Genomic DNA, 19366 nt, shown 5'->3' with positions numbered 1-19366 from the left:
GGCGTTCCGCCGGCGGGGGCGGGGGGGGTGGGGGGGGGGGGGGGGGGGGTTGGTGGGGTTTGCGGGGTTTTCGGCGGGGCCCCGCCCCCCCCCCCCACTCCGGTGTGCGGGGGCGTGGGTAGGATGCGGGGCTGCTTCTTGATCCACAGTTCACGGGGGAACACATGGCGCAGGGCTACCCGCCGCCGCAGTACGACCAGAATCCCTACGCACAGCAGCCGCAGCAGCCGTACCCGCCGGCGCCGTCGTACCAGCAGCCGCAGCCGTACCAGCAGCCCTACCAGCAGCCCTACCCGCAGCCTCACCAGCCGCAGCCCCACCAGCAGCCGTACCCGCCGCAGGCCTACGCGCAGCCGCAGGGCCGGGCCCTGCCGCCCTGCCCCAAGGAGGCGGGCGGCGGTCGGCGGTTCCTGGCGATCGTGCTGGACTGGCTGTTCGCGATCGGCCTCGGTTTCGTCGCCGCCAACGCCGCGAGCCGCCCGAGGACCGAGTACGTGGCCGGCCACGCCGTGCAGAGCGGCGGACCGGCGGTGCCGTACTTCGTGGCGCTGCTGGCGGTCGGCCTCGGCGCGTCCTTCCTCAACCAGGTGGTGCTCGCCCGGCTGACCGGCTTCAGCGTGGGCAAGGGGATCGCGGCGATGCGGGTGGTGCGCCGCAAGGGCGTGATGCGGCCCGACACCTGGCGGCTCACCAGGCGCTGGCTGCTCGGCTTCGTCATCCTCGCCGTCAACCTTCTCACCGAGGACTACGACAGCGACGAGGGCGACCTGGTCGGCGTGCGCTCGGTGCGCTGGAAGCACCTCCAGGAGTACCAGCAGGCCGTCGCCCGGCTCGGCTAGGCTGCGCCCGTACGGCCCCACCACACCCGACGTACCGATCCCGAGGAGAGCGCCATGGCCGGCGAGCCGCAGCCCGACTGCCTGTTCTGCAAGATCGTCGCGGGCGAGATCCCGACGACCGTGGTGCGCAAGACCGAGCGCACCCTCGCCTTCCGCGACATCGCCCCCAAGGCGCCCGTGCACGTGCTGGTGATCCCGCACGTGCACTACCCGAACGCGGCCGCGCTGGCCGCCGCCGAGCCGGAGATCGCCGGCGAACTGCTCGCCGAGGCGGGTGCGGTGGCCCGGGACGAGGGCATCGAGGACTACCGGCTGATCTTCAACACCGGTGCGGGCGCCGGACAGACCGTCTTCCACGCGCACGTCCACGTCCTCGGCGGGATGTCGATGACCGAGCGCATGGTCTGACCCACGTGTCCCAGCGCGAACTCGTCGTCCTCGGCACCGCCAGCCAGGTGCCCACCCGGCACCGCAACCACAACGGCTACCTGCTGCGCTGGGACGGCGAGGGCCTGCTGTTCGACCCCGGCGAGGGCACCCAGCGCCAGATGCTGCACGCCGGGGTCACGGCCACCCAGATCACCAGGATCGCGGTCACCCACTTCCACGGGGACCACTGCCTGGGCCTCGCCGGGGTGATCCAGCGGATCAACCTCGACCGGGTCCCGCACCCGGTCGACGTCTACTTCCCGGCCTCCGGCGAGGTCTACTTCGAGCGGCTGCGGCACTCCACCGCCTACCACGAGACGGCCGTGCTGCGGCCCCGGCCGATCGACGAGCCCGGACCGCTGCCCGCGCCCGGCGCCCGCTTCGCGCTGGACGCCGTCCGGCTGGACCACCCGGTGGAGTCCTTCGGCTACCGGCTGTCCGAGCCGGACGGCCGCCGACTGGTGCCGGAGCGGCTCGCCGCGCTCGGCCTGCGCGGCCCGGCGGTGGGCCGGCTCCAGCACGAGGGCGCGATCGAGGTGGACGGCCGCACCGTCACCCTGGCCGAGGTCAGCGAGCCGCGGCCGGGCCAGCGGTTCGCCTTCGTGATGGACACCCGGCTGTGCGAGGGCGTGCACACCCTCGCCGAGGGCGCCGACCTGCTGGTCGTCGAGGCGACCTTCACCGACGCCGACGCCCGCCTCGCCGAGGAGCACGGCCACCTCACCGCCGGGCAGGCCGCCAAGGTCGCCGCCGAGGCCGGCGTGCGCACCCTGGTGCTGACCCACTTCTCCCAGCGCTACCCGGACCTCGGCCAGCACCTCGCCGACGCCCGCAAGCACTTCGACGGGGAACTGGTCCTGGCCGCCGACCTCGACCGGGTGCCCGTTCCGGCCCGCCGCCCGTCGTGAACGGGACGGAACCGCGCGAACCCCGGAAAAGGGCTCGCGTCGGCCTGCGATCTGCCGCAGCATCGTCGGGTGCGGCCCCGCCGCCCGCCACGGCGATCATGTTCGCGGCGTACCCTGGTGCCCCGGAGACACCGAGCGGCACCCGACACCACGGATGGGATGAGGCAGGCCCCAGCGCCGACCTATGAGTGACACATCGCAGACCCGTACGAACGGACAGTCGCGCCCCGAACCCGCCGATGACGGCCGTGTCAGCGCCCGGATCGTCATCCCCGAGAAGCACCCGATGGTCACCCTGCTGGGCACCGCGGACTCGCTGCTGCGCGTGATCGAGCGGGGCTTCCCCGCCGCCGACATCCACGTCCGCGGCAACGAGGTGACGGCCACCGGGGTGCGGGCCGAGGTCGCCCTCGTACAGCGGCTCTTCAACGAGATGATGCTGGTGCTGCGCACCGGCCAGCCCCTGACGGAGGACTCCGTGGAGCGCTCCATCGCCATGCTCCGCAGCCAGGAGCAGGACCCGGACAGCCCGGCGCCCTCCCAGGTGTTCACCGCGAACATCCTGTCCAACCGGGGCCGCACGATCCGCCCGAAGACCCTCAACCAGCAGCGCTACGTCGAGGCGATCGACAAGCACACGATCGTCTTCGGCCTCGGCCCGGCCGGTACCGGCAAGACCTACCTGGCGATGGCCAAGGCCGTCCAGGCCCTCCAGGCCAAGGAGGTCAACCGGATCATCCTGACCCGCCCTGCGGTCGAGGCGGGGGAGCGGCTGGGCTTCCTGCCCGGCACGCTCTACGAGAAGATCGACCCGTACCTGCGCCCGCTGTACGACGCGCTGCACGACATGATGGACCCGGACTCCATCCCGCGCCTGATGGCGGCCGGCACCATCGAGGTCGCGCCGCTCGCGTACATGCGCGGCCGCACCCTCAACGACGCCTTCATCATCCTCGACGAGGCCCAGAACACCTCGCCCGAGCAGATGAAGATGTTCCTCACCCGCCTCGGGTTCAACTCCCGGGTGGTGGTCACGGGCGACACCAGCCAGATCGACCTCCCGGGCGGCACCCGCAGCGGGCTCAAGGTCGTCCAGGAGATCCTGGCCGACGTGCCCGACATCCACTTCTCCGTCCTCACCAGCACCGACGTGGTCCGCCACAAGCTGGTCGGCCGGATCGTGGACGCCTACGAGCGCTGGGACGCCCGCCAGGAGGTCGAGGACGCCGCCCCGGCGGCCCGCAAGCCGGCCCAGCGGCGGCCCGGCAAGGCCACCGCACCCCGCGCACCCCGCGCACCCCGACAGTCCCATCGCACCGAAAGCTGAGCACAGAGCCCGTCATGTCGATCGACATCGCCAACGAGTCCGGTTGGGAGGCCGACGAGGAAGCCATCCTCGACGTCGCCCGCTTCGCACTGGACAAGATGCGGATCCACCCGCAGTCCGAACTGTCCGTGATCCTGGTGGACGGAGCGGCGATGGAGGAGCTGCACATCCAGTGGATGGACCTGCCAGGGCCCACCGACGTGATGTCCTTCCCGATGGACGAGCTGCGTCCCGGCAAGGAGGGCGAGGAGCTGCCGCAGGGCCTGCTCGGCGACATCGTGCTCTGCCCCGAGGTCGCCGAGCAGCAGGGCAAGGCGGCTCCCTCCAAGCACTCGATGGACGAGGAGCTGCAGCTGCTCACCGTGCACGGCGTGCTGCACGTCCTCGGCTACGACCACGAGGAGCCGGAGGAAGAGGAGGAGATGTTCGCCCTCCAGAAGCGCATCCTGGACGACTGGCGGGCGGGCCGCGGCCTCGGCGGCATCTCCCCGGCTCCCACCACCCACTGAGCGCGGAGCCCGAACCCCTGTGAGTGGTGAGAGTACGAGCTTCATCCTCGGTGCCGTGCTGCTCGTCGTGCTCGGCTGGCTGGCCGCGTGCGCCGAGGCGGGCATCTCCCGGGTCTCCCGGTTCCGGGCGGAGGAGGCGGTGCGCAGCGGTCGGCGCGGTTCCGCGCGGCTGCTGACCGTCGCCTCCGACCCGATCCGCTACCTCAACCTGGCCACCCTGATCCGGGTGGCCAGCGAGATGGCGGCCGCGGTGCTGGTCACCGTGGTGTGCGTGCGCAACGTGACGCCCACCTGGCAGGCCGTGCTGCTGGCGTTCGGCGTGATGGTGCTGGTGTCGTTCGTCGCGGTGGGGGTCTCGCCGCGCACGATCGGGCGCCAGCACCCGGTCACCACCGCGGCCGCGGCCTCCTTCGTGCTGCTGCCGCTGGCCGCGGTGCTGGGGCCGATCCCGCGGTTGCTGATCCTGCTCGGCAACGCGCTGACCCCGGGCAAGGGCTACCGGGAGGGTCCGTTCGCCTCCGAGGCGGAGCTGCGGGCCCTGGTGGACCTCGCCGAGAAGGACGACCTGATCGAGGACGAGGAGCGCCGGATGGTGCACTCGGTCTTCGAGCTGGGCGACACCATCGTGCGCGAGGTGATGGTGCCGCGCACCGACCTGGTGATGATCGAGCGGCACAAGACCGTCCGGCAGGCGCTCACCCTGGCGCTGCGCTCGGGCTTCTCGCGCATCCCGGTGGTCGGCGACAGCGAGGACGACGTGGTCGGCATCGTCTACCTCAAGGACCTGGTGCGGCGCACCCACATCAACCGGGAGGCGGAGTCCGAGGAGGTCGGCGCGGTGATGCGCCCGGCCGTCTTCGTCCCGGACTCCAAGGCGGCCGGTGACCTGCTGCGCGAGATGCAGCAGCGCCGCTCGCACGTGGCGATCGTGATCGACGAGTACGGCGGCACGGCCGGGCTGGTCACCATCGAGGACATCCTGGAGGAGATCGTCGGCGAGATCACCGACGAGTACGACCGGGAGATCGCCCCGGTGGAGGACCTCGGCGACGGCTCGTACCGGATCACCGCCCGGTTGCTGGTCGAGGACCTGGGCGAGCTGTTCGGCATCGAGTTGGAGGACGAGGACGTCGAGACCGTCGGCGGCCTGCTGGCCAAGCACCTGGGCCGGGTGCCGATCCCCGGTTCCTCCTGCGAGATCCCGCTGCCCGAGCCGGTCGACGGCGGCCTGACCGGCATCCTGCTGACCGCCGAGTCCTCGGCGGGCCGCCGCAACCGGATCGGCTCCATGGTCGCCGCCCCCGTCCGCCACACCGAGGACCCGGAGGAGCCCTCGGGCGAGTAGCGGCCGGGCGGGCGCCGAGCGACCATGGAGGGCATGACGCACAAACTTCGCGCGGAGTACGGCCCGCAGGGGGCGGCCGGCGGAGTCAAGTCCTGGCACGTGGTGCGGGACGAGGACCTGTCGGTGGCGCTCTGCGGCCGGACCATGCCGGACGACGCCGAGACGCGGCCCGAGGAGGAGTGGGGCACCGGGCTGCGCTGCTGCCAGCAGTGCGGCTCGCTCTACATGCACGAGACGCCGCACATGGAGAAGCTCCATCCCTACAGCTAGACCATGGCCGAGCTCTGGAGGTCGCCATGAAGCTGCAAGACACGCTGAAGCCCGTCGACCGGCGGCTCGCCATGGTGTGGCGGATCGGGGCGGGGGGCGGGGGGATCTTCCTGATCGTGTTCGGGAGCCTGGGGCTGGCCGACCATCCCGGCTTCCTGGCCACCCACGGCGACCGGATCGCCGGGCTGTCGACCAACGGGGCGCTGAGCATCCTGTCCGTCGTGGCGGGCGCGGTCCTGATGGTGGGGGCGGTGATCGGCGGGAACTTCGCGTCCAATCTCAACATGGCGGTGGGCGTGCTGTTCGTCCTGTCCGGCTTCTACGGTCTGACGGTGCTGGAGCGGCCGGAAGCGAACATCCTCAACTTCCGGTTGTCGAACGTGCTGTTCGCGTTCGTCTTCGGGATCGTCCTGACGACCTTCGGGATGTACGGCCGGGTGAGCAGCCACCTGCCGCACGACAACCCGTACTGGCGCAAGCGCACCGAGCGCGAGGAGGACCTGCCGTCCGGTGCGGCGAAGACCTTCGTCAAGGTCATCCATCCGAACCGGGGGCGGACCCACCCGGTCGGCCACTGACCGGCGCCGGGTGCCTATGCTCGGCGGCATGAGTGACATCGTCGAGCTCGACCCCGAAGACAAGAAGATCATCACCCTGGCCCGCTCGGCCCGCGCCCGCAACGGCGTCGCCGAGGGGGCCGCGGTGCGTGACGAGACCGGGCGCACCTACGTGGCCGGGACGGTCGCGCTGGAGTCGCTGCGGCTGAGCGCCCTCCAGACGGCGGTGGCGATGGCGGTGGCCAGCGGCGCCAGGTCGCTGGAGGCGGCGGCCGTGGTGAGCGAGGCGGAGCAGCCGGCCGAGGCGGACCTGGCGGCCGTGCGGGACCTGGGCGGGGCCGGGACGCCGGTGCTGCTGGCCGGGCCGGACGGGGCGCTGCGGGTGGCCGCCGAGGCCCGCTGAGGAGCCGTACGGGCTTGTGTGCCGGGCCTGCGTGCGGGCCCGTGCCGGGTCTCTTCCGGGCCGTCGGGGGGCCTTGGGTTCGGGCCTTCGGCGGCCTCGCCGGAGGGCATGGTCTCGGCCCAGGCCCGGCAGATAATCTCACCGGGGGAGTGGACTCGGTGAGGGGGACTGGGGCATGGGGGCGGTGGCGTTCTTCGCCGGGCTGCTGCTGTTCGTGATGGGGCTCGGCAAGTGGCAGGAGACCGGCTCGGACCTCTGGCTGTTCGGCTCGCTCGGTTTCCTGCTGGTGCTGGTGGTGGTCTCGCTTGTCCCCACCGACGGCCAGGGCGGCAAGAGCGGCAACAAGAGCGCCAAGAAGGGCTGAACGCGCCCCCGGGACACCCCCGGACGCCCCCGGAGGCGGGCCCGGACCGCGGGGCTCCGGTGATCAGGGAGAATGGAGCCCATGAATGCCCCTTCCTCCTCGTACCGCTCCGGGTTCGCGTGCTTCGTCGGCCGGCCCAACGCGGGCAAGTCGACCCTGACCAACGCCCTGGTGGGGACGAAGGTCGCGATCACCTCCGACCGCCCGCAGACCACCCGGCACACCGTGCGCGGCATCGTGCACCGCCCCGACGCCCAGCTCGTGCTGGTCGACACCCCCGGTCTGCACAAGCCGCGCACCCTGCTCGGCGAACGCCTCAACGACCTGGTCCGCACCACCTGGGCCGAGGTCGACGTGATCGGCTTCTGCCTGCCCGCCGACCAGAAGATCGGCCCCGGCGACAAGTTCATCGCCAAGGAGATCGCCGGGATCAAGAAGACCCCGAAGGTCGCCATCGTCACCAAGACCGACCTGGTCGACTCCAAGCGCCTGGCCGAGCAGCTGATCGCCATCCAGCAGCTCGGCGTCGAGCTGGGCTTCGAGTGGGCCGAGATCATCCCGGTCTCGGCGGTGGGCGACAAGCAGGTGGAGCTGGTCGCCGACCTGCTCACCAAGCTGCTGCCGGAGGGCGACCAGCTCTACCCGGACGGCGACCTCACCGACGAGCCCGAGCAGATCATGGTCGCCGAGCTGATCCGCGAGGCCGCGCTGGAGGGCGTGCGCGACGAGCTGCCGCACTCGCTGGCCGTGGTGGTCGAGGAGATGCTCCCGCGCGAGGGCCGCCCGGCGGACCGCCCGCTGCTGGACATCCACGCCAACGTCTACATCGAGCGGCAGAGCCAGAAGGCCATCGTGATCGGCGCCAAGGGCTCGCGGCTCAAGCACGTCGGCACCACCGCCCGCAAGCACATCGAGGCGCTGCTCGGCACGCCGGTCTACCTGGACCTGCACGTCAAGGTCGCCAAGGACTGGCAGCGCGACCCCAAGCAGCTGCGCAAGCTGGGGTTCTGAACCGGCGCTCCCGACAGGGGAGTTCGATCCGCCGGAAGGCCCGGGCCCGTTCGGACGCGAAGGCGTCCGGGCGGGCCCTCGTCGACTCCGGGGCCCGGCCCAGGTGCTACGCGCCCTCGCGCAGCACCAAGGAGACCAGTTCGCGCTGGGAGTCGGTGAGCTTCGGGTCGGCGCAGTACACCGACCGGCCGTCGACGGTGATCTCGTAGTGGAAACCGTCCGGCACCCCGTACGAGGGCGCGCGCAGCCCGCCCGCGACGGCCTCGCGGGCGAGTGCGTGCACGTGCGGGGCGTCCGTGCGGTCGGCGGTGTCGATCTCCGCCTGGCGGACGATCCCGGCGAAGCCGCCGGTCCGGGTCACCTGGATGCGCATGGTGTCCATGGTGCTACCCGGGGAGGGGGTTTGCCGGGTTTTTCCCGGACCGTGACCTCAAGCCCGCCTCAACCCGGCCTCAACCCGGCCTCAACCCGGCCTCAACCGTCCTCCGGGCGCGCTCCGGTGGCCCCGGCCGGCGCTCACCCCGGGCTGATCCCGACCTGCGCCCAGGAGGCCGTGACGGTGTCCACGACCGACCGGTCGTCGGGGTAGCGGGCCTTGGCGGCGGCCACGGTGGCCCGGGCGAAGGCGGTGAAGTCGGCGTCGGCGGGCAGCGTGCGCCCGGTCAGCGCGTCGTACCAGATCCGCCCCGCGCGCTCCCAGGCCGAGCCGCCGAGCGCGGTGGCCAGCAGGTAGAACGCGTGGTTGGGGATGCCGGAGTTGACGTGCACCCCGCCGTAGTCCTGGGAGGTGTGCACGTAGTCCCGCATGTGCGCGGGCTGCGGGTCCTTGCCGAGCTGCGGGTCGTCGTAGGCGGTGCCGGGCGCCTTCATCGAGCGCAGCGCCACGCCCTGGACGCCCGGGGCGAGCAGCCCGGCGCCGATCAGCCAGTCCGCGTCGGCGGCGTCCTGGTGCAGCGCGTACTGCTTGACCAGCGAGCCGAAGACGTCGGAGACCGACTCGTTGAGCGCGCCGGGCTGGTCCTGGTAGTCCAGCCCGGCGGTGAACTGGGTGACGCCGTGGGTGAGTTCGTGGCCGATGACGTCGATGCAGGCGGTGAAGTCGCCGAACACCACGTTGTCGCCGTCGCCGAACACCATCTGGTGGCCGTTCCAGAAGGCGTTGTCGTAGTTGCGGCCGTAGTGGACGGTGGCGTCCAGCCGCAGGTTCCGGTCGTCGATCGAGTGCCGGCCGAAGACGTCGGCGTAGAGCGCGAAGGTGGCGCCGAGGCCGTCGTAGGCGTGGTTGACGGAGCTGTCGGAGGACGCGGCCCGGCCCTCGGTGCGCACGCTGCGCCCGGGCAGCCGCTGGCCGTGGTCGGCGTCGTACACCACCCGGTTCAGGCCGGGGACGGAGGCGGCGACGGACGGGGGCGGGTCGAGGCGGGCCGCGCGGTGCGCCGCGTCGAGGGCCAGGGAGTGGACGGCGGGCTCGTGACCGGCCTCGGCGAGGCGGTCCAGGACGTACGGCGGGACGATCGTGCAGATCGGTACTGCTGCAGTCATGTGACCCAGGGTGGCGCCTTCATGACCGGTTGTCACCACCTCCGGCGTGATCAGCCGCGTCTCAAGGAGTGGAACGGAAGCCCGGATCACTTCGGGGGCGCGCGGCGCTGGGTTACGCTGGGGCCATCATGCGCAACGGGCTGCTTCTTCTTAGCTGCCGCGTCGAGGGCCTGTAGTCCACCGGGCCGGCACCCTCGCCGCGGGGAACGAGCTGTGCGCGCAATCGGCGATCCGACGGTGTATCGCGAGCGACAGCCGAGGCCGGCCAGTCGGTACCGACCACGTGTCGACCACCCCGACCCGCCCGCACCACGCATCACAGGAAGCCGAGTCACCTCCATGACCGAGCAGAACTCCGCCGCGTCCGTTCCCGCCGGCCGTCCCTTCGTCGACCGCCCCACCCCGATCACCGCCGCCTCGGTGCGCCAGCGGCCCTCGGGCATGCGGCACGGGCGCTACCTGCCGTTCGGCACCGTCGACCTGCCGGACCGCACCTGGCCGAACGCGGTGATCACCAAGGCCCCGCGCTGGCTGTCCACCGACCTGCGGGACGGCAACCAGGCGCTGATCGACCCGATGTCGCCGGCCCGCAAGCGGATGATGTTCGACCTGCTGGTGAAGATGGGCTACAAGGAGATCGAGGTCGGCTTCCCCTCCTCCGGTGCCACCGACCACGCCTTCGTACGGTCGCTGATCGAGGAGGGGGCGATCCCCGAGGACGTCACCATCTCGGTGCTGACGCAGGCCCGCGAGGAGCTGATCGAGAAGACCGTGGAGTCGCTGGTCGGCGCCCCGCGCGCGACCGTCCACCTGTACAACGCGACCGCGCCGCTGTTCCGCAGGGTGGTGTTCCGCAACGACAGGGCGGCCACCAAGGCGATCGCCACCGACGGCACCCGGCTGGTGATGGAGTACGCGGAGAAGCTGCTGGGCGACGACACCGTCTTCGGCTACCAGTACTCGCCGGAGATCTTCGTCGACACCGAGCTGGACTTCGCGCTGGAGGTCTGCGAGGCGGTCATGGACGTCTGGCAGCCGGGCGAGGGCCGCGAGATCATCCTGAACCTGCCCGCCACCGTCGAGCGGGCCACCCCGAACGTCCAGGCCGACCAGTTCGAGTGGATGTCGCGGCACCTGTCGCGCCGCGAGCACGTCTGCCTGTCGGTGCACCCGCACAACGACCGCGGCACCGCCGTCGCCTCCGCCGAGCTGTCCTACATGGCGGGCGCCGACCGCATCGAGGGCTGCCTGTTCGGGCAGGGCGAGCGGACCGGCAACGTCGACCTGGTGACGCTGGGGATGAACCTGTTCTCGCAGGGCATCGACCCGCAGATCGACTTCTCCGACATCGACGAGGTGCGCCGCACCGCCGAGTACTGCAACCAGATGGAGGTGCACCCGCGCCACCCGTACGCCGGCGACCTGGTGTACACCTCCTTCTCCGGCTCGCACCAGGACGCCATCAAGAAGGGCTTCGACGTCCTGGAGGCGGACGCCGCGGCCGCGGGCGTGCCGGTGGAGGAGCACACCTGGGGCGTGCCGTACCTGCCGATCGACCCGAAGGACGTCGGCCGCACCTACGAGGCGGTCATCCGGGTCAACAGCCAGTCCGGCAAGGGCGGCGTGGCGTACGTGCTGAAGAACGACCACAAGCTGGACCTGCCGCGCCGGATGCAGATCGAGTTCTCCCGGATCATCCAGGCCAAGACCGACGCCGAGGGCGGCGAGGTCAGCCCGGCCGAGATCTGGCGGGTCTTCGAGGACGAGTACCTGCCGACCACCGACAACCCGTGGGGCCGGATCTCGCTGTGCGGCTCGCGCACCCTGACCACCGAGGACGGCCGGGACGCGCTGACCGCCGAGGCCCTGGTGGACGGTGCCCCGGTGACCCTGACCGGGACCGGAAACGGCCCGGTCTCGGCCTTCGCCGACGCGCTGGCCCGGATCGGCGTGGACGTGCGCGTCCTGGACTACGCCGAGCACGCGCTGAGCGAGGGCGGCGACGCCCAGGCCGCCGCGTACGTGGAGTGCGCGGTGGACGGCAGGGTGATGTGGGGCGTGGGCATCGACGGCAACACCGTGCTGGCCTCGCTGAAGGCCATGATCAGCGCCGTCAACCGCTCGCAGCGCGGCTAATTCGAACGGGTGGTATGCGAAGGGCCGTCCTGCGGGGCGGCCCTTCGTCGCCCCAACCTGGCACTGTGGCCTGCGCCACATTTTTTCGAATCGGAAGCCGTTCGAGGTACTGACACGTGCCGGTAACCGTGGCAACATCGATCCACCGGAAAGCCGGGTCGGTGGGACGGCCTCGGTGTCCGGTCGCGTGACCTGCCCATTGTCGAGCAGGCCGCCTGCCATGTCTGGGGAGTGGCGCCGTGACCAGGTTGTGGGGTGTTCGCCCGCGGTGGCGGACTGACGTTCTCGGTGACTTCTTCTGCCCGGGCTGCGGCGGGGACCGCAACTACCGCCGGCAGCACGGCCGGCGGTGGCTGCGGTTGCTGGGGACCCCGGTGGTCCCGCTCGGTCCGGTCATCGGCAGCGTGCAGTGCACCGGCTGCCACGGCCGGTACGGCGTCGAGAGCCTGGAGCAGCCCACCAGCGTGCGCCTCGGCGCGATGCTGCGGGACGCCCAGTACACCATCGCGCTGGCCCTGCTCGCGGCCGGCGGCACCGCCCACCGGGCGGCCCGCGAGGCGGCCTGCACGGCGGTGCGCGAGGCCGGGTTCGAGGACTGCGGCGAGGCCCAGGTGCTGGCCGCGCTCGCCGCGCTCTCCGGGCTCGGCGGAGAACTCCACGACGCCCGCGGGATGTCCGGCGGCCTGGCCGTCGAACTGCACGCGGTGCTCGAACCGCTCACCCCGCACCTGGCCCACCACGGCCGCGAGCGGCTACTGCTGCAGGGCGCGGCGATCGCGCTGGCGGACGGGCGCTACCTGCCGCAGGAGCGCGACGCGCTGGCCGCGGTCGGGGGCTGCCTGGACCTGCCGAAGGCCCGGGTCGGGGCGCTGCTGGAGGCGGCGGCCAGGGCGCCGTACAAGTAGCACCGTCCGTCGAGTACGCCGGCCGTCGATCACCGCGCACCGCGGTCCGCGACTCCGGAATCCGAAGACCACCTCCGAATCCCCCACAACGGGCCCCGGACTCCCCACCCCGGGCCCGCCGTGACCCGCACCGCAGGCCTCCCCCACGGCCCCCGGTGCGGGCAACACGGCTGTCCGGCGCGGGGCGGGGGTGGGGGACAATGGTCCCCATGAGTCTTTTCCGGGACGACGGCGTCGTGCTGCGGGCGCAGAAGCTCGGCGAGGCCGATCGGATCATCACCCTGCTGACCCGCCAGCACGGCAAGGTGCGGGCGGTGGCTCGCGGGGTGCGGAAGACCAAGTCCAAGTTCGGCGCCCGCCTGGAGCCGTTCTCGCACGTGGACGTGCAGTTCTTCAGCCGGGGGAGTGAGCTGGTCGGTCGCGGATTGCCGCTCTGCACCCAGGTGGAGACCATCGCCCCGTACGGGGGCCCGATCGTCGCCGACTACGGCCGCTACACGGCCGGCACCGCGATGCTGGAGACCGCCGAGCGGTTCGCCGAGAACGAGGGCGAGCCGGCCGTCCAGCAGTACCTGCTGCTGGTCGGCGGACTGCGCACGCTGGCGGCCGGGCTGCACGAGTCGCACCTGGTGCTGGACGCCTTCCTGCTGCGCTCGCTCGCGGTGAACGGGTACGGCGCGAGCTTCACCGACTGCGCCAAATGCGGCCTGGAGGGGCCGAACCGTTTCTTCTCCCTTCCCGCGGGCGGGGTGCTCTGCGGCGACTGCCGAGTGCCCGGATGTGCCGTACCCTCCCCTGAGACACTGGTACTGCTCGGGGCGCTGCTGTCAGGGGACTGGCAGACGGCCGACGCCTGCGAGCCGCGGTACTGGCGGGAGGGCAGCGGCCTGGTCGCGGCCTATCTGCAGTGGCACCTGGAGCGGGGCATCCGCTCGATGAGATACGTGGAGAAGTGAGCACATGGCAGCGCGACGGCTCTTCGGCGGCGGCAAGCAGCGGGCGTACGTCCCCCCGACCCCGCACCCCAGCGGCGCACAGCCCCCGAAGCTCCCCGGCGAGCTGATCCCCCAGCACGTCGCGATCGTCATGGACGGCAACGGCCGCTGGGCCAAGGAGCGCGGACTGCCGCGCACCGAGGGCCACAAGGTCGGCGAGTCCGTGGTGCTGGACGTCCTCAAGGGCGCCATCGAGCTCGGGGTCAAGAACATCTCGCTGTACGCGTTCTCCACCGAGAACTGGAAGCGCTCGCCCGACGAGGTGAAGTTCCTGATGAACTTCAACCGGGACGTCATCGCCCGCCGCCGCGACGAGATGGACGCCATGGGCGTGCGGATCCGCTGGGCGGGCCGGATGCCCAAGCTGTGGAAGAGCGTCGTCCAGGAGCTGCAGGTCGCCGAGGAGCAGACCAAGGGCAACGACGCCGTCACGCTCTACATGTGCGTCAACTACGGCGGCCGGGCCGAACTCGCCGACGCGGCGCACGCGATCGCCATGGACGTCGCGGCCGGGAAGCTCGACCCGAAGAAGGTCAACGAGAAGACCCTGGCCAAGTACATGTACCACCCGGACATGCCGGACGTGGACCTGTTCCTGCGCCCCAGCGGCGAGCAGCGCACCTCCAACTTCCTGCTCTGGCAGTCGGCTTACGCCGAGTTCGTGTTCCAGGACGTGCTCTGGCCGGACTTCGACCGCCGCGACCTGTGGCGCGCCTGCGAGCAGTACGCGATGCGTGACCGGCGCTTCGGCGGGGCGATCCCCAACGAGGTCGGCGCGCCGGTGCCGTCCCAGCGCTGAGGAGCCCCTCGGAGCTGGGTAGCCCCTCGGCGCTGGGGAGCCCCTCGCCCCCGCGTCACCCGGACGACGGAGAGGACCCACCGGGATCATCCCGATGGGTCCTCTCCGTCGTGTACGGGCCGTCGCGCACGGGCCGTCGCGTACGGGGCTCAGATCCGCTTGGCGCACTCCGCGCAGGTCCCGAAGATCTCCAGGGTGTGCGCGATGTCGCTGAAGCCGTGCTCGGCGGCGACCGAGTTGGCCCAGCGCTCCACCGCGGGGCCCTCCACCTCGACGGTCGCGCCGCAGTGCCGGCAGACCAGGTGGTGGTGGTGCCCGCTGCTGCACCGGCGGTAGACCGCCTCGCCGTCGGCGGTGCGCAGCACGTCCACCTCACCGGCGTCCGCGAGCGACTGGAGCGTGCGGTAGACCGTGGTCAGACCGACGGAGTCGCCGCGGTGCTTGAGCAGGTCGTGGAGCTCCTGGGCACTGCGGAAGTCCGCGATCTCGTCCAGGGCCGCCGAGACGGCGGCACGCTGCCGGGTCGATCGGGCGCGCGGCGACGGGCCTGCGGTGGTCACCGTGGGTCCTCCTGGGGTCGTGGGCGTCTCGCACATCATTGTGCCAGCCCCGCCCGTCCCTCAGGGGTGCTCGTGCCGGAGGGCCCGTAGGTGGCCTGTCCCGGCAGTTCGACGTCGCAGACCTTCGGCCCCTGCTCGCCCGCGCCGCGGTGGCGCCGCCGGGCCAGTGGCGCGGCGAGCAGGCTGAACACCGCGAAGACCGCGATGGCGAGCAGCACGATGGCCGGGCCGGAGGGCACGTCGAGGTGGTACGAGCCGGTGACGCCGGCCAGCGAGACGACCACGCCGAGCGCGATCGAGGCGGCCTGAGTGGCGGCGAAGGAGCGGGTGAGCTGCTGGGCGGCCACCACGGGGACCACCATCAGCGCGCTGACCAGCAGCAGCCCGACCACCCGCATGGCGACCGTGACGGTGACCGCGGCCATCACCGCGAGCAGCAGGTTGAGGGTGCGCACCGGCACCCCGGTGACCCGGGCGAAGTCCTCGTCCTGGCAGATCGCGAAGAGCTGGCGGCGCAGGCCGACGGTGACCGCGATGACCACCGCGCCGAGCACCGCGATGGTGGCCAGGTCGGCGGGGGCGACGGTGAGGATCGAGCCCCACAGGTAGCTCTCCAGCGAGCCGGCCCCGGCCTGGGCGGACATCGAGACCAGCAGCTTGCCGCAGGCCATGCCGCCGTAGAAGAGCATCGCGAGGGCGATGTCGCCGCGCTGGTTGCCGCGCGAGCGGACCAGCTCCATGGTGACGGCGCCGAGCACGCAGACCAGCACGGCCATCCAGACCGGGCTGGTCTGGAAGACGAAACCGAGGCCGACGCCGGTCATCGCGACGTGGCCCATGCCGTCGCCCATCAGCGCCTGGCGGCGCTGCACCAGGTAGATGCCGACGGCCGGGGCGGTGATCCCGACCAGGACGGCGGCGAGCAGGGCGCGCTGCATGAAGTCGTAGGAGAACATCTCGATCATGCGAGCAGCCTCGGCGGGGTCAGGTCGGCGTGCGGGTGGACATGGTCGTGGCCGGGCAGCGCGTGCAGGCCGGTGTTGGGCACCGGCGGGCCGTCGTGGGCGACGCAGCCGTCCCGCAGCACCACGGCGCGGTCGATCAGCGGCTCCAGCGGCCCGAGTTCGTGCAGCACGAGGAGGACGGAGGCGCCGCGGCCGACCTCGGCGCGCAGGGTGTCGGCGAGCACCTGCTGGCTGGCGGCGTCCACGCCGGCCATCGGCTCGTCCATGATCAGCAGGTCGGGGGAGCCGACCAGGGCGCGGGCGATCAGCACCCGCTGCTGCTGGCCGCCGGAGAGGTCGGCCACGCCGTCCGAGGCCCGCTCCAGCATGCCGACGGCGGCCAGCGCGCGGTCGACCGCCTCGCGGTCCCTGCGGCGGAAGGGCAGCAGCCGGTGCTGCGGCAGCCGTCCGGTGGAGACCACCTCGCGGACGGTGGCGGGGACGCCGGAGGCGGCGGTGGTGCGCTGCGGGACGTACCCGATCCGGTGCCAGGCGCGGAAGGAGCCGAACGGCGTGCCGAACAGCTCCAGGGTGCCCTGCTCCAGCGGGACGGAGCCGATCACGGCCTTGACGGTGGTGGACTTGCCGGAGCCGTTGGCGCCCAGCAGGGCGACGACCTCGCCGGGGCGGACGGTGAGGTCGACGCCGCGCAGCACCGGCCGGCCGCCGCGCGAGGCGACGGCGTCACGGAGGCGGACGGCCGGGGGTATCGGGTCGGTCATGGTGCTGGTCCCGTCAGCTGGTGGCGGCAGGGGTGGCGGCGTCGGTCGCGGGGGCGGTTCCGGCGGGCGTGGCCGGGGCGCCGAGGGCGGCCCGGAGGTTGGCCAGGTTCTGCTTCATCACCGTCAGGTAGTCGTCCTTGGAGGGGTCCTTGACGCCCTCCAGCGGGTCCAGGACGGCGGTCTTGAGGCCGAGGTCCTTGGCGACGGTGTCGGCGAGCTTGGGGCTGACGAGGGTCTCGAAGAAGACGGTGGTGACGCCGTTGTCCCTGGCGGCCTTCTGCACCGCGGCGAGGCGGGCCGGGGTGGGCTCGGACTCCGGGTCGACGCCGTTGATGGCGACCTGGGTGAGGCCGTAGTGGTCGGCGAGGTAGCCGAAGGCGGCGTGGCTGGTGACGAAGGTCCTGGTCGTGGCGTCCTTCAGCCCGGCCCGGAACTCCTGGTCGAGCCCGGTGAGCTTGGTGACCAGCTCGTCGGTGTTCTTCCGGTAGTCCTCGGCGTGCGCCGGGTCGGCCTTGGCGAACTCGTCGCCGACGCTCTTGGCGATCGCCGCGTAGCGGGTCGGGTCGAGCCAGATGTGCGGGTCGCCGGCCGGGCCCTCGTGCCCGTGGCCGTCGCTCCCGTGGGCCTCGCTCCCGTGGGCGTTGTCCTCGGTGCCCTCGTCGAGGTGGTGGTCGACCAGCGGGCTGGCGGCGGTGGCGTCGATCTTGTGCTTGCTGGACGACTGCGCGACGGCCTGGTCGACGGTGGGCTGCAGGCCCTTGAGGTAGATGATCGCGTCGGCCTTCTGGACCGTGCCGACCTGCTTGGCGGTGAGCTCCAGGTCGTGCGGCTCGACGCCGGCGGCGGTCAGATCGGTGACCGCGACGTGCTCCTTGCCGATCTGCTGGGCCAGGAACTCCATCGGGTAGAAGGACGCGACGACCTTCAGTCGACCGGTGCCGCTGTCGGCGCTGCTGCTGCCTCCGCAGGCCGTGAGGGCGAGGGAGGCGGCCAGGGCGGTGGCGCCGAAGGCCAGGGAGCGACGGGTCCGGCGAGTCAGTCCGAGGTGAGGCAGTCCGATCATCATGACAATCATTCTCATCTCACATGGAAATGATTGTCAAATCACTCGGGCGGGTGAACGGAGGGTGGCCGAGGGCGGGGGCGGCCGGACGATACCGATTTGAATCACGTACCCGTATGGCCGGTAACCTGAGGTATTCGGGTACGCGCAACCAGCCGTGCCCTGACCGTGCCGTACGTACTGAAGAGAGCACTGTGGCCGCCGACAAGATCGACACGATCGTCAGCCTGAGCAAGCGCCGTGGCTTCGTCTACCCCTGCAGCGAGATCTACGGCGGCACGCGTGCCGCCTGGGACTACGGGCCGCTGGGTGTCGAGCTCAAGGAGAACATCAAGCGCCAGTGGTGGCGCACGATGGTCCAGGCCCGTGAGGACGTCGTCGGACTCGACTCGTCGGTGATCCTCGCGCGCGAGGTGTGGGAGGCCTCCGGCCACGTCGCCACCTTCAACGACCCGCTGACCGAGTGCCTCTCCTGCCACAAGCGCCACCGGGCCGACCACCTGGAGGAGAAGTACGAGGCCAAGCACGGCTTCCCGCCGCCGAACGGCCTCAAGGACGTCAACTGCCCCGACTGCGGCACCAAGGGCCAGTTCACCGAGCCCAAGGACTTCTCGGGCATGCTGAAGACCCACCTCGGTGTCACCGAGGAGGCGAGCGGCCTGGCGTTCCTGCGCCCGGAGACCGCCCAGGGCATCTTCACCAACTTCAGCGCCGTCCAGACCACTTCGCGCAAGAAGCCGCCGTTCGGCATCGCCCAGACCGGCAAGAGCTTCCGCAACGAGATCACCCCCGGCAACTTCATCTTCCGGACCCGCGAGTTCGAGCAGATGGAGATGGAGTTCTTCGTCAAGCCGGGCGAGGACGACCAGTGGCACGAGTACTGGCTCCAGCAGCGCTGGGACTGGTACGTCGACCTCGGCATGCGCACCGAGAACATGCGCTTCTTCGAGCACCCGAAGGAGAAGCTCTCCCACTACGCCAAGCGCACGGTGGACATCGAGTACCGCTTCAACTTCGGCGGCAGCGAGTTCTCCGAGCTGGAGGGCGTCGCCAACCGCACCGACTACGACCTGCGGGTGCACAGCGAGGCCTCCGGCAAGGACCTCCGGTACTTCGACCAGGAGTCCGGCGAGCGCTACTTCCCGTACGTCATCGAGCCGGCGGCCGGCCTCAACCGCGCCATGCTGGCCTTCCTGATCGACGCCTACTTCGAGGACGAGGCGCCGAACGCCAAGGGCGTCATGGAGAAGCGCGTCGGCATGCGGCTGGACCCGCGCCTGGCTCCGGTCAAGGTCGCCGTCCTGCCGCTGTCGCGCAACGCCGAGCTCTCCCCGAAGGCCCGCGGCCTGGCCGCCGACCTGCGCACCGCGTGGAACGTCGAGTTCGACGACGCCGGCGCCATCGGCAAGCGCTACCGCCGCCAGGACGAGATCGGCACGCCGTTCTGCGTCACGGTCGACTTCGACACCCTCGAGGACAACGCGGTGACCGTCCGCGACCGCGACACCATGTCGCAGGAGCGCGTCTCGCTGGACCAGGTCAAGGCGTACCTCGGCGCGCGGCTGATCGGCTGCTAGCGGGGGCCTGATCGGCTCGGGAGCCCTCGTCCGCCCTGGTGGGGCGGGCGGGGGCTCCTCGCTGTCCGGGAGCGGAGCGGTCGGGGTGGGCCCGGCGGCGG

General features: G+C 71.6%; 22 protein-coding genes. 16 read left to right on the top strand and 6 right to left on the bottom strand.

Annotated features, from left to right (window positions below; genetic code table 11):
- The first annotated feature begins 164 nt into the window (after window positions 1-164).
- The 11 genes from ACWDBE_RS06375 to era all read left to right on the top strand — a co-directional run bounded on the left by ACWDBE_RS06375 (window position 165) and on the right by era (window position 7962).
- Window positions 165-839 carry an RDD family protein gene (locus tag ACWDBE_RS06375; RefSeq protein WP_449789094.1) on the top strand — a complete coding sequence of 225 codons (675 nt, stop codon included), beginning with the start codon at window positions 165-167 and terminating at the stop codon, window positions 837-839.
- Window positions 840-893: 54 nt separating this feature from the next.
- Window positions 894-1247: a histidine triad nucleotide-binding protein gene (locus tag ACWDBE_RS06370; RefSeq protein ID WP_449789095.1), complete on the top strand. Its 354-nt coding sequence runs from the start codon at window positions 894-896 to the stop codon at window positions 1245-1247.
- 5 nt (window positions 1248-1252) lie between these two features.
- Complete coding sequence (locus ACWDBE_RS06365; RefSeq protein WP_449789096.1) at window positions 1253-2176, top strand: ribonuclease Z; 924 nt, start codon at window positions 1253-1255, stop codon at window positions 2174-2176.
- 184 nt (window positions 2177-2360) lie between these two features.
- A complete protein-coding gene (locus ACWDBE_RS06360) occupies window positions 2361-3503 on the top strand; it encodes a PhoH family protein (protein ID WP_449789097.1) in 1143 nt (380 codons plus the stop codon).
- Between the two features lie 14 nt (window positions 3504-3517).
- Entirely contained in the window at window positions 3518-4012 is a 495-nt protein-coding gene (ybeY, locus tag ACWDBE_RS06355; protein WP_207816018.1) for an rRNA maturation RNase YbeY, read from the top strand.
- A 19-nt stretch (window positions 4013-4031) separates the two neighbouring features.
- Window positions 4032-5357: a hemolysin family protein gene (locus ACWDBE_RS06350; protein WP_449789098.1), complete on the top strand. Its 1326-nt coding sequence runs from the start codon at window positions 4032-4034 to the stop codon at window positions 5355-5357.
- Between the two features lie 33 nt (window positions 5358-5390).
- Window positions 5391-5627, top strand: coding sequence for a hypothetical protein (locus ACWDBE_RS06345; protein WP_392869851.1), 237 nt, complete (start codon window positions 5391-5393; stop codon window positions 5625-5627).
- Window positions 5628-5653: 26 nt separating this feature from the next.
- Complete coding sequence (locus ACWDBE_RS06340) at window positions 5654-6205, top strand: DUF4383 domain-containing protein (RefSeq protein ID WP_449789099.1); 552 nt, start codon at window positions 5654-5656, stop codon at window positions 6203-6205.
- Window positions 6206-6233: 28 nt separating this feature from the next.
- Window positions 6234-6587 (top strand): cytidine deaminase, encoded by a 354-nt coding sequence (locus ACWDBE_RS06335; RefSeq protein WP_189917993.1) that lies wholly within the window; start codon window positions 6234-6236, stop codon window positions 6585-6587.
- A 175-nt stretch (window positions 6588-6762) separates the two neighbouring features.
- Window positions 6763-6951 (top strand): hypothetical protein, encoded by a 189-nt coding sequence (locus ACWDBE_RS06330; protein WP_449789100.1) that lies wholly within the window; start codon window positions 6763-6765, stop codon window positions 6949-6951.
- Between the two features lie 81 nt (window positions 6952-7032).
- Window positions 7033-7962 carry a GTPase Era gene (gene era / locus ACWDBE_RS06325; RefSeq protein ID WP_270147040.1) on the top strand — a complete coding sequence of 310 codons (930 nt, stop codon included), beginning with the start codon at window positions 7033-7035 and terminating at the stop codon, window positions 7960-7962.
- Window positions 7963-8068: 106 nt separating this feature from the next.
- On the opposite strand, the gene ACWDBE_RS06320 is transcribed toward era, so the two are convergent.
- Window positions 8069-8335, bottom strand: a complete 267-nt coding sequence (locus ACWDBE_RS06320) for a protealysin inhibitor emfourin (protein WP_049651101.1) — start codon at window positions 8333-8335, stop codon at window positions 8069-8071.
- Between the two features lie 143 nt (window positions 8336-8478).
- Window positions 8479-9504 carry a M4 family metallopeptidase gene (locus tag ACWDBE_RS06315; RefSeq protein WP_449789101.1) on the bottom strand — a complete coding sequence of 342 codons (1026 nt, stop codon included), beginning with the start codon at window positions 9502-9504 and terminating at the stop codon, window positions 8479-8481.
- Between the two features lie 339 nt (window positions 9505-9843).
- Here ACWDBE_RS06315 and leuA point away from each other — a divergent pair, with 339 nt between their 5' ends.
- The 4 genes from leuA to ACWDBE_RS06295 all read left to right on the top strand — a co-directional run bounded on the left by leuA (window position 9844) and on the right by ACWDBE_RS06295 (window position 14339).
- Complete coding sequence (gene leuA, locus ACWDBE_RS06310) at window positions 9844-11640, top strand: 2-isopropylmalate synthase (protein ID WP_449807382.1); 1797 nt, start codon at window positions 9844-9846, stop codon at window positions 11638-11640.
- A gap of 239 nt (window positions 11641-11879) precedes the next feature.
- The gene (locus tag ACWDBE_RS06305; RefSeq protein ID WP_392869837.1) at window positions 11880-12545 is read left to right on the top strand and encodes a TerB family tellurite resistance protein; all 666 of its coding nucleotides are present in this window, start codon (window positions 11880-11882) and stop codon (window positions 12543-12545) included.
- Window positions 12546-12754: 209 nt separating this feature from the next.
- Window positions 12755-13501, top strand: coding sequence for a DNA repair protein RecO (gene recO / locus ACWDBE_RS06300; RefSeq protein ID WP_380542322.1), 747 nt, complete (start codon window positions 12755-12757; stop codon window positions 13499-13501).
- 4 nt (window positions 13502-13505) lie between these two features.
- Window positions 13506-14339 carry an isoprenyl transferase gene (locus tag ACWDBE_RS06295; protein WP_449789103.1) on the top strand — a complete coding sequence of 278 codons (834 nt, stop codon included), beginning with the start codon at window positions 13506-13508 and terminating at the stop codon, window positions 14337-14339.
- Window positions 14340-14488: 149 nt separating this feature from the next.
- On the opposite strand, the gene ACWDBE_RS06290 is transcribed toward ACWDBE_RS06295, so the two are convergent.
- From ACWDBE_RS06290 to ACWDBE_RS06275, 4 genes are read right to left on the bottom strand one after another with little or no spacing between them, the layout of a single operon-like run.
- A complete protein-coding gene (locus tag ACWDBE_RS06290; RefSeq protein WP_188298282.1) occupies window positions 14489-14899 on the bottom strand; it encodes a Fur family transcriptional regulator in 411 nt (136 codons plus the stop codon).
- 35 nt (window positions 14900-14934) lie between these two features.
- A complete protein-coding gene (locus ACWDBE_RS06285) occupies window positions 14935-15861 on the bottom strand; it encodes a metal ABC transporter permease (RefSeq protein ID WP_449807420.1) in 927 nt (308 codons plus the stop codon).
- A complete protein-coding gene (locus tag ACWDBE_RS06280) occupies window positions 15861-16625 on the bottom strand; it encodes a metal ABC transporter ATP-binding protein (protein ID WP_392869831.1) in 765 nt (254 codons plus the stop codon). The genes ACWDBE_RS06285 and ACWDBE_RS06280 overlap by 1 nt, the downstream gene beginning before the upstream one ends.
- Window positions 16626-16638: 13 nt before the next feature.
- On the bottom strand, window positions 16639-17688 hold the full coding sequence (locus tag ACWDBE_RS06275) for a metal ABC transporter substrate-binding protein (RefSeq protein WP_449807419.1): 1050 nt from the start codon (window positions 17686-17688) through the stop codon (window positions 16639-16641).
- A gap of 194 nt (window positions 17689-17882) precedes the next feature.
- On the opposite strand from ACWDBE_RS06275, the gene ACWDBE_RS06270 reads away from it, so the two are divergent.
- Window positions 17883-19265, top strand: a complete 1383-nt coding sequence (locus ACWDBE_RS06270; RefSeq protein WP_449789105.1) for a glycine--tRNA ligase — start codon at window positions 17883-17885, stop codon at window positions 19263-19265.
- The last annotated feature ends 101 nt before the right edge of the window (window positions 19266-19366 follow it).

Source organism: Kitasatospora sp. NPDC001132 (genome assembly GCF_053598415.1).
The sequence above is the reverse complement of the archived record's forward strand: the minus strand, read 5'-3'. Positions and strand labels throughout refer to the sequence as shown.

Bases quoted from the DNA above. Each gene is read 5' to 3' on its own strand.
- ACWDBE_RS06320 (WP_049651101.1), bottom strand. From the start codon at position 8,335: ATGCGCATCCAGGTGACCCGGACCGGCGGCTTCGCCGGGATCGTCCGC.
- ACWDBE_RS06275 (WP_449807419.1), bottom strand. From the start codon at position 17,688: ATGATCGGACTGCCTCACCTCGGACTGACTCGCCGGACCCGTCGCTCC.
- ACWDBE_RS06345 (WP_392869851.1), top strand. From the start codon at position 5,391: ATGACGCACAAACTTCGCGCGGAGTACGGCCCGCAGGGGGCGGCCGGC.
- ybeY (WP_207816018.1), top strand. From the start codon at position 3,518: ATGTCGATCGACATCGCCAACGAGTCCGGTTGGGAGGCCGACGAGGAA.
- ACWDBE_RS06295 (WP_449789103.1), top strand. From the start codon at position 13,506: ATGGCAGCGCGACGGCTCTTCGGCGGCGGCAAGCAGCGGGCGTACGTC.
- era (WP_270147040.1), top strand. From the start codon at position 7,033: ATGAATGCCCCTTCCTCCTCGTACCGCTCCGGGTTCGCGTGCTTCGTC.
- leuA (WP_449807382.1), top strand. From the start codon at position 9,844: ATGACCGAGCAGAACTCCGCCGCGTCCGTTCCCGCCGGCCGTCCCTTC.
- ACWDBE_RS06335 (WP_189917993.1), top strand. From the start codon at position 6,234: ATGAGTGACATCGTCGAGCTCGACCCCGAAGACAAGAAGATCATCACC.
- ACWDBE_RS06360 (WP_449789097.1), top strand. From the start codon at position 2,361: ATGAGTGACACATCGCAGACCCGTACGAACGGACAGTCGCGCCCCGAA.
- ACWDBE_RS06375 (WP_449789094.1), top strand. From the start codon at position 165: ATGGCGCAGGGCTACCCGCCGCCGCAGTACGACCAGAATCCCTACGCA.
- recO (WP_380542322.1), top strand. From the start codon at position 12,755: ATGAGTCTTTTCCGGGACGACGGCGTCGTGCTGCGGGCGCAGAAGCTC.
- ACWDBE_RS06315 (WP_449789101.1), bottom strand. From the start codon at position 9,504: ATGACTGCAGCAGTACCGATCTGCACGATCGTCCCGCCGTACGTCCTG.
- ACWDBE_RS06370 (WP_449789095.1), top strand. From the start codon at position 894: ATGGCCGGCGAGCCGCAGCCCGACTGCCTGTTCTGCAAGATCGTCGCG.
- ACWDBE_RS06280 (WP_392869831.1), bottom strand. From the start codon at position 16,625: ATGACCGACCCGATACCCCCGGCCGTCCGCCTCCGTGACGCCGTCGCC.
- ACWDBE_RS06340 (WP_449789099.1), top strand. From the start codon at position 5,654: ATGAAGCTGCAAGACACGCTGAAGCCCGTCGACCGGCGGCTCGCCATG.
- ACWDBE_RS06330 (WP_449789100.1), top strand. From the start codon at position 6,763: ATGGGGGCGGTGGCGTTCTTCGCCGGGCTGCTGCTGTTCGTGATGGGG.